Here is a 13,912-nt window from a genome sequence, read left to right as displayed (position 1 = left end):
GTCCATCATTACGTTAGTATCTCAATACTAGTAAAAAAATCTGGAATACAATGGAGTGGATTTGGTTTTCGGATTAATCTTCCATATCCTCCTCATTCCTCCTCTAAAGGAGGAAGTTTAATGATTTTGAGTAAAAAATTCGTTGGCAATGTACTAATAGCGAGATATTTTTGTAGTTTAACCAGTTAACCTTAACACTATGGAAAAACTTCAGGCTGATATTTTTAAGCTAGATAATGACTTAATTGACACCGATATTACATTTGAAGAATATATCCAATCAATTATTGACGAACATTCTGATAAAGGAAATTTACGCTATATACCAATAGATGTAAAGAATGAAGTAGAAACTGATGCAGGTTTTTATATTAGGTTGTTCATCAGCGATAACAAAGAGAAGCCTGCACCTTGGTTGCAATTTCTAAATTCATTCATAACAGAGGACGAAAGTTCAAAGATGCTTCATCTTAAGAGTAATTACCCTTCTTTTTTATTATTTCTTTTTAATGATGAATCTATATATGCTATTGCAAAAGGGGCAGGAAGTAATGTAATCAAAGATCACATTCTCATTAATTTTGGGTTGGAGGTTATGGAGCGTTTAATTGAGCGCAATGCGTCTGATTTAAGGCAGGCTGATGAAAGAGGGATTTTTGGCTCTGTAATAGCCCAATCTCGCTTCTTTGTTCCCAATCACAAAATGGATGATGAAAACACCTTCGGAAAGTTTTATAAAAACATTAAAGCATTTATTTCTAAAGATAAGTTGGCAAATGAATTAGGCTTACAGACAACTAAGAGTAGTTTAGTCGTTGGTGGAGAAAATTCACTTCAAATAAAAACTAAGAATACCATTGAAGAAATAATCTACAGGATTCAGAAACTTGATCAACTTTTAGTAGCACCAATGCCACCGCAGCATAGAAGAATCAATACTTTTAGACGGCTAGGCATTAAAGAGTTAAATCGTCCATTTTCTGGAACCTCTATGTTTAAATACCATCTTGAAACTCTTTTAGTAAAGTTTGTTTTCACTGAATATAAGTTAGATAAAGATGTAGAAATTTATCATCCTGATATTTTCAAGTATCTAACAGCAGATTACTTAACTTTCTATCACGCTGATGATACGAGTGTGAACAAAGACATAAACTGTAGTGAAAGAGTTACACTACAAAGTGTTTTTGAGCTTTTTAACCTAGCACCTGATAATGAGCAGGATTTTGTTCTTGCACTTAAGTCAATTTATGGACATATTGTTGATGAGACTCAAGAATATTCCTTTGACTCAAAAAACCTACTAGCATGGATAACTGGTGAGGTAGATACAGGAACTAATAAGTATTTCAAGTATGACGATATGTGGCTTCAATATGAAGATTCTTTTGTTACCAATATAAACAACAGCCTTACCTATCTATTGAGCAAAATGGGTAAAAATGAAGCCTTTCCAGTATGGAACTACTCTAAGGAAAAGGAAAGAAAATACAATCTCAACTTTAGGGGTTCAACATATATTGTTTGCGATACAGCTATAGTTAATAATATTGAGATTTGCGACTTCTTCAAAATTGATATTCCCAATAGGACAGCTACTTTCTACCATGTAAAAAATGGATGGGGGCAAAGTATTAGAGTTTTGTGTAATCAAATAATGAACGGCGCAAAGCAAATCAGTAGTATTATCAATAATAGAAATGAACAAGAATTACAGGTTTGGTATAGCCGCATAAAAGCAAAAAATTATGTGTCTCATCCTAATTCTCCAACGTTTGATCAAATTAAAGAACTTTTTAATTGCTCTACTTTTGAATATCATTTAATCTATGGCTCAACCGCCACTAGTGGGCGTGATCTAGAAATATTAAATTCCAGATCAACGATCGCTAAACTATCAGTATTGTCATGTGAAGGTGAAATTAGATCAAATTACGGAATGAATTTCAAAATTTCTAAAGTGCTAATTACATAATAGTAAGTTTCTAAAAACAAAAAAGCCTAGCAAAATTTGCTAGGCTTTCGTGGTGGAGAAGGCGGTACGGGAGTCGAACCGGAGATAGCGGTTGGGCTACTCGAAAGTTTGACCTCGAAGCAACTCAGTAGGGCCCAAGCACAAACTTTGAAGACTATAATGCTTTATCCCTCAATGAAGCCAATCTTTTGGAAGACACTGTCAGACTTGTTATGCCCTTCTAAAGATTGCTAAATTCATACTCTATTTCGTAAATTCCTTTTTGCAGAGGAACATTTAATTGCATAGACTTTATTCCGAAATGGAAATCATGTGTAGTACCGGTCTTTACGAAGATGTTGGTATTAATCCCATCAGAAGGATTAGATACAATTTTATAAGAACTCTTAGCTGGTGGATTTACGAATGGAGTGGCAAACTTTCCAACGACGTGTCCCTTATATGATTCTTCTGCCACTAATATTTTCAAGACTCCCGATTGTGTTTCGCTAGTATCTGTCAGGATTTGATGCTCTAAGATAGAAGCATGATTTTTGTGAATTGAATATCTTTCTTCTTCGACATATTCTTTAACCTCTTCCAATGTTGATGTTTTAGCTTTCCGAATTTCTAAGAACGATTGAAAATCGATTATGGCAATTGATTTTCCATTTGTTTTACGTCTAAATTCATCTAACAACTCTATTCGAGGTGAGACAGGAGTTTCCTGCTGTCTATAGAACCAATCACCATGCCCTTCATTAGTTACAAAAACTATATCAGATTGACGATCTGCTCCAATTTCAAGTGTAGTTTGCCAAACGATTAAATCACCTATGCCGCCATCTAATTTCTTCTGATCTTGTTTTTTAAAGCCCGGCGGAATCTCATGGTTAAATCGATGTTCCAAACGTTTCTCAATTTCATCCTGATTTTCTTTTAGTTCAATGATAATGTCTTTTGTAAAAATATCTTGATACATTTGAGTTACAGGGTCAAGCCACTTCCATTCTTTCAGTTTTTTAGAAAGTGAGTCTAACTTTTCTCTATAAGTATTTTTTAATCTATTGATCTCTAATTCAGCTTCCTTTAAAGCTATGTAATCCTCATCAGTTTCGAATATTGGAAACTTTTCAAAACGTATTTCTGATCTATTAAGCCTCTGCTGCGACTCTACAATTTTACTATAGGCTTCTGCTAGCTTTTTCCCACGATTACTGGCAAATTCACGCGCTACACGTGCTGGTATAAGAAGTTTCCCTGCCGCTTTAAGTTCTGTGAATATTTTTCGGAAATCATCTACCGATTCCTTACTTGTGAAATATGGAGTTAGTAACACCATTGTATCAAAGACGAAAATCGCCCCACCATTCAATTCATCTAATGGTTTATATCTAAACTGAAATATTGCTTCGGCGTCTGGAAATACATTCTCCAAATAAAATTTATCTTGTCCCATTCAGTGATAGTTAATTATGAAATTCAATATTAACAAATTATTGAGTGTGATAACAGGAAAAGTTTGAATTTAAGAGTGAAATAATAAAACAATAAATGCCCGCGATTAGTGGGCATTTATATTTAAATTGTTTTGTGGTCCCACTTGGGATCGAACCAAGCACCTACTGATTATGAGTCAGTTGCTCTAACCGACTGAGCTATAGGACCGTAACTAATATTTCAACTTCCAAGCACCTACTGTACCGATAGCCATCGGCAGAGTCAGTTGCTCTAACCTCCCGATTCCTATCGGGATGAGCTATAGGACCGCACTAAAATTCCAAAACCTGTACTGCTTTGGAGCAATTAGATTGGTGCAAATATACTATTTCTATCGAATTTCAAATCGAAAACGCCAAAAGTCAACGAAATTTATCCGCGGATACTGGTCTTTGCAAGCGGTTTCGATAATGGACGCAAACGGATGAATTGTAAAAACAAGATCCCGAATAAAACGGTAGCACACAATAAATGAGACACTTGCACTAATCCCGGCATATCCGCGTAGGCTAGCAAAACTCCACCAACCAATTCAATGACCAGGACGAAAAATGCCCAGTATACGGATTTCACTTTGTCTGTTTTGTAATTCAGGAACACCAATAGAATCATCAATACCAAGACTGCCCAAGAGAACGAACGATGAATAAAGAATGCCCATCCGAACTGGCTCGTCCAGGAATCTCTTCCTAATCCTTGCTGTGTTAATTGATCGATGTATTCTCGCACCTGTGTTCCCAAAAACATCTGGTAAGCTGTAATTGCCAGGATGATTCCTATCAGCCATTTCATCGCAACAGGTAAATTCAAGGTCTTTTGCTGTACCGGACTAATTCTTCGGATCAATAGTAGCTGTAGGCAAACAACCAATAGTGCCAGGAACATGTGAACGGTAATCGTCCACGGAACCAGGTTTGTTGCCACTACCATGGAACCAAACCATCCGTTCAGTCCGATTACAATCAAGTTAATGAATGCAAGCCAGACAAATCTGCGATCCTTCCGGTATTTCAAAAATCCCCAAAGAAAAATGATCAATACCCCGTTACCTGCCAGGAATCCAACCAACCGATTTCCATATTCTGTCCAAGTCCTTTGTGCATTGAACGGTTCTTCTTGATATGTTCTGGGATCTTTCTTGATCTTCTCCGCTGTTTCCTTCATTCCAAGCGCGGAAAGGAATCGGGCAAACTTCTCTACTTTTGCGACACGTTTTTCACCGTATACTTCCCTGTAATCCTTGGGTAATTGCGCTTCATTGGTTGGAGGAACCCACGATCCGAAACACTTTGGCCAATCCGGACATCCCATTCCACTCCCTGAAGTTCGAACTACACTTCCGGCAATAATCACCAGAAAGATAAACACCAATGTAATCCAGTTTAATCGTATAAAAGCTTTTGAAAACATAGTCGCTATTTGAGCTTCAAAATTAGGTATAAAAGGGGCTGATAAAGCTGATATATGTCATTTTTTTGAATTATCCCACCATTTATACATCGGCTTAAACAAACCACTCAAAGTGAATAGAATACGCCAATTGCAGTATTGTGGAGATTCCTTTTCTATCGTTCCTTTGTCCAACTAAATTATTACGCCATGAAACAGTTACTTTTAATCATCAGCCTACTTTTCACCTCTATCGGTTCATTTGCACAATTAAACATCTCCACGAATTACCGTCAGGATGGAATCTGGAACGAAGAAACCGCACAATGGGATATCACTTCCACGGATGAAGGCGGAACCTTGTTCGAATTCAATAAGGAACTGACCACTTTCCATCACACCACGGCAAGTATTTCTTCCGATTATTTCATCACGAAGTACGATTACAACGAAGAAGAGATCAAGTACACGATGAATATCAAGAGTGATGTCGGAAATGAGTATGAAATGATCATCGACGGGGTGAACAATTGTGTTTGCTTCTTCTATTGGAGAGATAGCAAGTATTATTTGGTAAGACACACGATCAAAAACACCTGGATCAAAGAGAATTAAAATTAGAATGAGAAACAGAATGAGAGTGGATGTCTAAGGTTTTTTTTAGTGTAAACTGATAAATCTCCTCTTCTCTCTCATTCTCATTCTCATAAATAGTGTACATTTATCTCATGAAGATCGGAATAATCGGATTGGGATGGCTCGGACTTCCACTAGCCAAATCACTATTAGACAAAGGACACCATGTCATTGGAACCACCAGATCACGTTCAGTCGGGTTATCCCATGAACGTTTTTCACACGTCTTGTTCGACCCATTGCAAAAAAAGCAGTCGAGTTCGGGTTATTTCAGTGACCTGGACATACTCATTTTAGCGTTTACACCTTCCAGAACGGATGAAAAGGCATACGCCAAGGATTGTGTCCGCTTATTGGATTTTATTTCTCCTAACTGCAAGGTAATTCAGATAAGCTCTTCCAGTGTCTATCCTGAACGGAACGGTACATTTAACGAGTCCGATTATCCTGCAGGTTCCGTAAAGACAAATTCGATAGGCTATGCAGAATTGGCTATCAGTTCCATGCTCCGGGATCGGTTGACTGTTGTTCGTTTGAGCGGACTGGTCGGTCCGAAAAGATATCCGGTGACTTCCATGGCAAAATCGGGAAAGACTTACCAGGCATTCGATCCTGTGAATCTGATTCATTTGGAAGATGCTATTGGTCTGATCGAACATGTCATCCAAAACAAATTGTGGAATAAAACAGTAAACGGATGCTCAACCGAACACCCGTTTAAAGGACAATTTTATACTGATATGGCTTCCAAACTGGGAATCGAACCTCCATTGTTTCAAGACCAAAAGCGCACGGAACGCATTATTTCAAATCATTATTCATTGGAACTTGGGTATAAATACATCTATCCGGATCCGAATGATTTTCCTGTGGCTTGATTATAATTTCGTGATTTTGTAAGCTCCGATATTCACCGTTTTGGTTTCTTTCGAAAGGGCTGTCACCACCATGTGCATTTCCGGTTTTCCTGCCTGGTCGATCGAATTCATCTCCATCATCATTCCTCCTTCGGTAAATGCTTCAGACGGAATCTGTGAAGCGGAAGTTTTACTCATATTCGCAAAAGTCTTGCTTACATCGATCCCTGCATCTTTGGTAATCCAAACTTCTGTTTTCTTATCTGATTCAATGAGCATCTCCTCACATTTATAACCCAGGATCGTTTTGGTTCTTCCCGTTTTGGTAATTTTTGATGCCGGTTTATTTCCTTGATTCATTTGTTGTTGCTGCATTGCAGCTTCCATCGCTTTGGTGGACATCACCATCGCTGTTTTCTCTTTGTCGTTCAGTATGATCATCACTCCGTTCTTCGAATCGAGTATCGAAGCCATTCCCTGGCTATTCGCGTCCATTTTCACAACCTGATCTCCGAAGTTGTAATTGATGATTTGTGACTCCCCCGGTTTTTTGCTGCTTTCCATTTGATAGGTTACGCTGCTTGTAAATGTATAGGATGCCTGATAATCACCGGAAGCTTCTGTTGGAGCTTCTTCTACCGGTGTTGCACTTTCGCTTGAAGCCGGAGCCGGCGAACCTGGTGCCGGAGCAGATTCCTTGGATTTATCATCCATCAGATTTCCGCGTTCCTTATTATTTCTCGTAGTATTGAAATCCTTCGCGTTTGCTTTTTCCTGAGCAGTTTTGCCAATGGATTTAATCAAATCAGATTGCCCTGAAACAACTGAAGATAAGCAACATGCGATTAGCGCCAATAGAAGTATTTTCATAAGTCGGTTTTACAAATCAAATGTAATTAAAGTCAACTAAATCAAGACCCAAAACTTGTGGATCTTCCATTTCAGTGTGTAAATTCCCTACTTAGTTGATTCCTAAAACTTCCAAAAGTTCCATTTTCTTACTTCGGGAAACTCCGATCTCTTCCTGATTGGATAAAATCACGGAACCACCTTCTCCACGAATGTATTTCACTACCTGGTTCAAATTCACCAAATGGGAATTGTGCAATCTGAAGAAGAATGGAAAATCGATCAATTGTTTTTCAATTTCCTTCAGTGTTTTTGAAACTGTGATCTTGCGTTGATGCAAAACAATGGTTGTATAGTTTCCGTCGGATTCACAGCGGATAATCTGATCCACTTCGATCAATTCAACACCGTTCAAGGAAGAAATCGGAATTTTCGGTTTCAATCCCATTCCATTAATCCCGGAAGCTTTCCCTTCCAATCGTTTCTTTTTCACGCGTTGAACACTTTCAACCAGGTCTTCCGCATCAATGGGTTTCACCAAATAATGTACAGCGCCCTGTTTGAAGCCTTCCAAAGCATATTCATCGTAAGCTGTTGTAAAGATTACATCCGATTCCTTATATGTTAACACGTTCAATAATTCAAAGCCGTTCATCTTAGGCATTGATATATCAAGAAAAAGTAAATCCGGTTCTTCGGTATTAATAATTTCGACCGCATCGATTGGACTTTGTAATTCGGCAATCACCTCTACATCAGGACAGAACTTTCGAATTAATATAGCAGTAGTTTCTAAACTGTGCCTTTCATCATCAACAATAATTGCACGTAATTTCATATTCTAATTTAGCATTTCAAAGTACAAGGTAACTAAAGTTCCGATTGCTCGACCATTTTCGTCAATTAAATCTTCTATTTCAAATTCGTTCTGTCTTTTCGTCCTTAAAGTGAGTGAGCGCAGACGATCCTTCGTTATTTGAAGACCGACACTTCCCTCTTTTAACGAACGTTTCCGATTGTTTTCTTTTGCTTTCTCTCTTCCGATCCCGTTATCCTGAACCATGACATAAAGTCCGCTCAATTGTTTTTGAAAGGACACCCGAATTTTCCCGCCTTCTTCGGTTCTGGGCATCAATCCATGCCAAATTGCATTTTCTATAAACGGTTGAATGATCATCGGTGGAATCTGACAATCCAATACTTCCTGTCCATCGATCTGCAAATCGAAATCAAAGTCCTGGTCAAACCGCAAACGCTCAAATTCCAGGTACAATTTCAAAGATTGGATTTCATCGTAAACGGTAATCATATCCTGGCGCGAATAATTCAGGATCATCCTTAGCAGCTTTGAAAACTTGGCGATGTAATCCGCGGCATTGTCCACTTCATCTTTCAGGATAAACAAACGGATCGAATTCAAACTATTGAATAAAAAATGGGGATTCATTTGAGCCCTTAATGCTTTTGACTCCATCTCATTGATCTGCAGGCTGAATTCCGCTTTCATCTGTTCCGTGCTTTGAATCCGTTTGATCCGAGAACGCATGAAAAACCAAATTCCGAAGGCTATAGCCAATGATGATAGTGTAATGAACCACCATCGTCGCCAAAAAGGTCGTGTAATCTTGAACGAATAGGAAATGACCGTGGATTCATCCCCTTCAACCACCTGCACCTGGAAAATATATTTTCCGCTTGGAAGGTTGTGATACAATGCCTCGTTCTTCTGGTTCCCATTGATCCATTTGTCATCCAATCCAAGCAAACGATAACTGACCAAGTTGTTCTCCGAGTTTGAAAAATCCCGAATCCCGAATTCAAACACCAGATTATTCTGATCATAAGAATACTTGGACTTACCCGTTGAAAACCGATTCATCCCATTCATGTCCCTAACCTGAATAATATAGGGAACAGCTTTCTTTCTGACGGGTAGGCTCTTGGAAACATCTCCGACTACATAGGAATTCCGTTGAAGAAAATAAATGGAATCCGGTGTGATAGTGATCCCGAATACATCACTGATCCCATTGCGCCTTTCCAGACTTTGGACTTTCTTCGTAACTATATTGACGATCGCAATGCAGGAAGGATTCAAAATCCATAGTCTTCCTTTGGAATCCAGTGTCAGTTGATTCACCTCATCATTTTGCAATCCGTTGAAGGAGTTGTAAACATTGACTAGCTTTTTCGATGTCAGATTATAACTCCATACACCACTTGCACGCGTCCCGATCCACAGTTTTTGTTTTGCACCAATTGCAAGACAGGTAATCTGGTCTGTATTCTCATGGTTGAAGAGTTTTATTTGTTCCGTTTTTTTTGAACGGATATCGTATTGATACAGTTGCTCGTTTTCGGAAAAGTATACCATTCCATGCTTGTATACCATTGCCAAAGGAAAATTCTCCCGTGTTTCATCCAGTTTCGTTTGTTTTGAAATGGAATAGATCCTTCTCATGGAAAAGTCCTTAAGTCTGAAACAAATCATGCTGGCATCCAATGTTCCGACAAACAGAAGTGAGTCTTCTACCAAGAGTGAATTCTGAAAGCGCTTGTCAATGGATTGGTGATTGGAATGAAGCATCTTCCTGACCACTTTATAACTTCGGTCTATCAGGATCAATCCATTGGCACCAACAACCAACATATTCCCGTTTTTCAGATAATAGAAGGATTTCGCATCGATCAGCCCGTTCAAAGAGACTGTTTCCGGACCTGAGCCGAGGATGCGCTTTAAAACAGGATGTGCTCCCCCTAACAATTGATAAGCACTCTTTCGATCTAGTGAATATCGGACAGCATGCAACTGCATTTCCGTTTTCACCTTCGTTCCATAGATCAGTGATTCATCGTGAACAAAAAGTCCGGCACTGGAACTAGCTATCGCCAATTGGGAATCGAATTTTGTAATCTGAAAAGGCATTACCGCACTGCGTTCGGATTCCTCATAGCGCACATACTCTTTCCTATTCGTATCAAACAACAGAATCTCCTTATTCAAAAAGCAGAGGTACAAATACCTGGGATCCCGCCATTGAATGGAAGCTATTTCAGAAGATCTCAGATCATCAAGCGTAATTGGGAAAGACTTGAACAATCCCTGGTACTGATCAAAATAGAGCAACCCTCCTTTTTTCAGACCGATGAACAAATTCCCTTTGCTATCCTGCACACAGCAAACCATTTCATTTCTATAACTAGTAGTCAGCTCCGGATTGATATCTGTCGATCTTTTAAACTTAAACGGAAGTCCTCCACGATCCTTCACCCCAAAACGATACAATCCGTTGGATGACATGATCCAAAGTTTATTCGGATCCGATTCGTCAATCAAAATAGCGTTTAAACGGGAAACTTTGGAGTCAAATTTATTGAGTGAAAACTGAGCTGTCCTTTTACTTTTTGAATTAAATGAATATAGCTTCCCTTCGGCGGATGCATACCAAATAATATCATTCTGAACAGCCATTGTATTGATCCGGTTGCTTCCAAAGGAAGGGATTGTGTGTTTGCTGTAATTGACAATATCGAAGGTTTCGGTTTGGATCGCTATGAGCCCTTTGTTATAGGTATAGGCCCAAATGGTTTTATTTCCGTCGAACACTAATCCCTGAACGTCATTGGAAGCAATTGAACTGGAATCTATCGGATCGTGTTTGAAATGGATAAACCGCTGTCCATCAAAGCGTTCAATCCCTTTTGGGGTTGCTAACCAGATGAATCCATTCTGATCATACGCCACATCCCGAATCTCATTGGATATCAATCCGTTTTCTTTGGAATACTGAATCAATCCCCTTTGAGCAAAAAGAGCCACATTCGAAAGGAAGAAAAGCAACCAAAGTCGAAATTTCATGTCACCAATGTCGAAACTATATTTTAAATAGCGTGAAACTTATTGAATATTTTCTCCGTTAACATGAAAAATTAAACCGTTTAATCAATAGAGCGTCAAAGTTTTAAAGATTCCAAAAAAAAAACTGATTTTTATAGTGCTTTTCTCCATTTATGCGTAAAAACCTCATACTCTTATTCCTGCTAATTTGGGCGCTTCCATCCCAAGCTTCGCATATTGTAGGGGGAGAAATCTATTATGATTACCTGGGTGGAAACAATTACAAATTCTACATTGCCATTTACCGGGATTGTGCCTCAACAGGCGCATCCTATGACTCTCCGCTTCCTTTAAGTGTTTTTACCGGTACCGGTATTCGAATCTCTGATCACGATGTCAGTTTTCCGGGAAGTGTTGTCTTACCGATCATATTCAACAATCCGTGTATAACTGCCCCAACCGGGATTTGCACGGAACGGGCGATTTATACGGTTATTCTCAATCTACCACCATCGGTCAGCGGTTACATTGTTGCCTATCAGCGCTGTTGCCGAGGTCCCAATATCACCAATCTTGTTAACCCGGATGATACCGGTCTCACTATTAAAGCAATTATTCCTCCGGGAGGTCAAAATCAATACATCAACAGTTCAGCCCGTTTTGTCAATTATCCACCATTGGTTATTTGTAATAACGAGGATCTGAATTTCGATCACAGTGCAACGGATCCGGACGGAGATAGTTTATCTTATGAATTGGTTACTCCACACGCTGGAGCCAACTCAATGAACCCGGCTCCCAATCCCATTCCTAATCCACCTTATCCGAATGTAACCTGGGGTGGTTCCTTTAGTCAGGCAGTTCCGCTTGGACCGGGTTCCACGACAACGATTGATCCCTTAACGGGTCAGTTATTTGTAGATGCGAACAATCTCGGATTGTACGTGGTCGGTATTCGCGTAAACGAATGGAGAAACGGTGTTCTGATCAGTTATGTGACCCGCGACTTTCTCTTCCGGGTGGTGAACTGCAATGTGCAACTTTCAGCAATCGTAACGGAACAGGAAAACACTCCCGGATTCATTTCCTATTGCCAGGGACTCAGTTTCACCTTCGACAACCAAAGTTTTGGGGCGACGAGTTATTACTGGGATTTCGGTGTTACCGGGATCACAACAGATAATAGTACTGCTTTCGAACCTACTTATACGTATCCACAACCCGGAACTTATCAGGTCATGCTGGTAGCCAATCCTGGGTGGCCTTGTACCGATACGGCCTACATTGACTTGATTTTGGAAAATCCATTCCAAGTGGATTTCAACTTTATCGATTCCACTTGTTTCATTGATAACACACTTGACTTTAATAGTCAGATCATCAACGGACCACCGACCACCCAATTCAGTTGGGATTTTGGTCCAAATGCCACGCCTGCAACTTCGACCGCAGCCAATGTATCCAATGTCGCCTTCAGTTCTTCAACAGGAAATGTGGTGACTCTTATAGGGACATACAATGTTTGTGCGGATACGATTTCAAAAACTGTTTTCTTTTATGATAAACCGAACCCGCAGGTAGGCTTTCAGACAAACCATGAATGTGTCGGATATACCCAGACTTTTGCCAATAACTCAACTGGTTCCAACAGCTATTCCTGGGACTTTGGTGTTCCCGGAATTACAACGGATGTGAGTACGGCAGTTTCTCCTACTTACACCTTCCCTGCAGAAGGAACTTATCCGATCACACTCATTGCAAGCAGCGGACCGAACTGTACGGACACATCAATCCAAAACATTACGATTTACGAGCCTCTAACTGTTTCCTTCACACACAATGATTCGCTTTGTGTAACCAGCAACAGTTTCAATTTTGTTGGAAACGTTACCGGACCATCCATCACGACCTATTCCTGGGAATTTGGAAATCAAGCGAATCCATCGAATGCGACCAGTTTAAATGTAAACAATGTGGTGTTTGACACTTCAGGTGTATTTCCAGTCACTTTGACTGCCAGCTTCCTGAACTGTTCCGAAAGTGCAAGCTCCAGTGTATTCATCTTCTCTGTTCCTACCATCGGATTCACCATCAGTGATGAATTGAAGTGCGAGCCTTATCCTGCTCAGTTTATTAATCTAAGTCAATACGAAGCTCCGTTGCTAAACTATTGGACTTTTGGAGACGGAGGAACGAGTACACAAGTCAACCCGCTCCATGTCTACCAAACTGCTGGAATCTATTCCGTTGAATTGACTATCATTTCGACTATTGGTTGTATTGACACTTTCAGTTTGATCCAACAGGATTTCATTACAATCCATCCGAAGCCGATTGCCGGTTTTTCCGTTGATAAAACTGAAACCACTATTTGTGATTCGGAAGTGCAGTTCACGGATTTATCCCAGGGAGCGACGCACATCACTTATTTCTTTAATGAATTGGGTTCCGGAAGCACGGATCCCAATCCAATCCATACTTATTTTACGGACGGAATGCATTATCCGAAACAAATCGTATTCAATCAATTCGGCTGCAGTGACACCACTTTCAAAAGTATCGCGATCGAACCCTTCGTGGTGTATGTTCCGAATACCTTCACTCCGGATGGAAACGAGTTCAACAACGATTTTTATCCTAAAGTCGGGCTGGAACCGGTTGAATGGGATATGAAAATCTTCAATAGATGGGGAGAGACGGTTTATCAATCGACCAACTTTGAGGAGCATTGGGATGGAACATTCAGCGGTCTTCCTTGTAAAAACGACACTTACAGCTATGTGATCCGCTATGTTTCATGTGCGCCTTATGCCAATGCGGAAGTGATTACGGGACATGTAACGTTGTTGCGTTAATTCAAAAGGTGCCTTCGACTGCGCTCAGTCACCT

9 protein-coding genes and 1 tRNA gene are annotated in these 13,912 nt (G+C 39.8%); 4 read left to right on the top strand and 6 right to left on the bottom strand.

Going from position 1 to position 13,912, the window contains the following annotated elements; all coding sequences use genetic code 11:
• Positions 1-199: 199 nt before the first annotated feature.
• Positions 200-1,975, top strand: coding sequence for a DUF6119 family protein (locus tag AAG807_RS19925; protein ID WP_341908012.1), 1,776 nt, complete (start codon positions 200-202; stop codon positions 1,973-1,975).
• Between the two features lie 220 nt (positions 1,976-2,195).
• Here AAG807_RS19925 and AAG807_RS19920 read toward each other — a convergent pair whose 3' ends face one another.
• The 3 genes from AAG807_RS19920 to AAG807_RS19910 all read right to left on the bottom strand — a co-directional run bounded on the left by AAG807_RS19920 (position 2,196) and on the right by AAG807_RS19910 (position 4,864).
• On the bottom strand, positions 2,196-3,413 hold the full coding sequence (locus tag AAG807_RS19920; RefSeq protein WP_341908010.1) for a PIN domain-containing protein: 1,218 nt from the start codon (positions 3,411-3,413) through the stop codon (positions 2,196-2,198).
• Between the two features lie 135 nt (positions 3,414-3,548).
• Positions 3,549-3,622 (bottom strand) — tRNA-Ile (locus AAG807_RS19915).
• A gap of 204 nt (positions 3,623-3,826) precedes the next feature.
• Entirely contained in the window at positions 3,827-4,864 is a 1,038-nt protein-coding gene (locus AAG807_RS19910) for a COX15/CtaA family protein (protein ID WP_341908007.1), read from the bottom strand.
• 189 nt (positions 4,865-5,053) lie between these two features.
• Here AAG807_RS19910 and AAG807_RS19905 point away from each other — a divergent pair, with 189 nt between their 5' ends.
• Positions 5,054-5,458, top strand: a complete 405-nt coding sequence (locus tag AAG807_RS19905; protein WP_341908005.1) for a hypothetical protein — start codon at positions 5,054-5,056, stop codon at positions 5,456-5,458.
• A 113-nt stretch (positions 5,459-5,571) separates the two neighbouring features.
• Positions 5,572-6,357: an NAD(P)-binding domain-containing protein gene (locus AAG807_RS19900; protein WP_341908002.1), complete on the top strand. Its 786-nt coding sequence runs from the start codon at positions 5,572-5,574 to the stop codon at positions 6,355-6,357.
• Here AAG807_RS19900 and AAG807_RS19895 read toward each other — a convergent pair whose 3' ends face one another.
• From AAG807_RS19895 to AAG807_RS19885, 3 genes are all read right to left on the bottom strand, one after another.
• Positions 6,358-7,206, bottom strand: coding sequence for a DUF4412 domain-containing protein (locus tag AAG807_RS19895; RefSeq protein ID WP_341907999.1), 849 nt, complete (start codon positions 7,204-7,206; stop codon positions 6,358-6,360).
• Between the two features lie 91 nt (positions 7,207-7,297).
• Positions 7,298-8,023: a LytTR family DNA-binding domain-containing protein gene (locus AAG807_RS19890; RefSeq protein WP_341907996.1), complete on the bottom strand. Its 726-nt coding sequence runs from the start codon at positions 8,021-8,023 to the stop codon at positions 7,298-7,300.
• Between the two features lie 3 nt (positions 8,024-8,026).
• The gene (locus AAG807_RS19885) at positions 8,027-11,044 is read right to left on the bottom strand and encodes a histidine kinase (protein ID WP_341907993.1); all 3,018 of its coding nucleotides are present in this window, start codon (positions 11,042-11,044) and stop codon (positions 8,027-8,029) included.
• A 152-nt stretch (positions 11,045-11,196) separates the two neighbouring features.
• Here AAG807_RS19885 and AAG807_RS19880 point away from each other — a divergent pair, with 152 nt between their 5' ends.
• Positions 11,197-13,878, top strand: coding sequence for a PKD domain-containing protein (locus AAG807_RS19880; RefSeq protein WP_341907990.1), 2,682 nt, complete (start codon positions 11,197-11,199; stop codon positions 13,876-13,878).
• The last annotated feature ends 34 nt before the right edge of the window (positions 13,879-13,912 follow it).

This window comes from Fluviicola taffensis DSM 16823, assembly GCF_943372375.1.
In the GTDB taxonomy this organism is placed as follows: domain Bacteria; phylum Bacteroidota; class Bacteroidia; order Flavobacteriales_D; family Crocinitomicaceae; genus Fluviicola; species Fluviicola taffensis_A.
This window is presented reverse-complemented; position numbering and strand designations above follow the sequence as displayed.

Coding starts and splice junctions, on each gene's coding strand:
- AAG807_RS19890 (WP_341907996.1), bottom strand. CDS start 8,023: ATGAAATTACGTGCAATTATTGTTGATGATGAAAGGCACAGTTTAGAA.
- AAG807_RS19925 (WP_341908012.1), top strand. CDS start 200: ATGGAAAAACTTCAGGCTGATATTTTTAAGCTAGATAATGACTTAATT.
- AAG807_RS19885 (WP_341907993.1), bottom strand. CDS start 11,044: ATGAAATTTCGACTTTGGTTGCTTTTCTTCCTTTCGAATGTGGCTCTT.
- AAG807_RS19910 (WP_341908007.1), bottom strand. CDS start 4,864: ATGTTTTCAAAAGCTTTTATACGATTAAACTGGATTACATTGGTGTTT.
- AAG807_RS19920 (WP_341908010.1), bottom strand. CDS start 3,413: ATGGGACAAGATAAATTTTATTTGGAGAATGTATTTCCAGACGCCGAA.
- AAG807_RS19905 (WP_341908005.1), top strand. CDS start 5,054: ATGAAACAGTTACTTTTAATCATCAGCCTACTTTTCACCTCTATCGGT.
- AAG807_RS19895 (WP_341907999.1), bottom strand. CDS start 7,206: ATGAAAATACTTCTATTGGCGCTAATCGCATGTTGCTTATCTTCAGTT.
- AAG807_RS19880 (WP_341907990.1), top strand. CDS start 11,197: ATGCGTAAAAACCTCATACTCTTATTCCTGCTAATTTGGGCGCTTCCA.
- AAG807_RS19900 (WP_341908002.1), top strand. CDS start 5,572: ATGAAGATCGGAATAATCGGATTGGGATGGCTCGGACTTCCACTAGCC.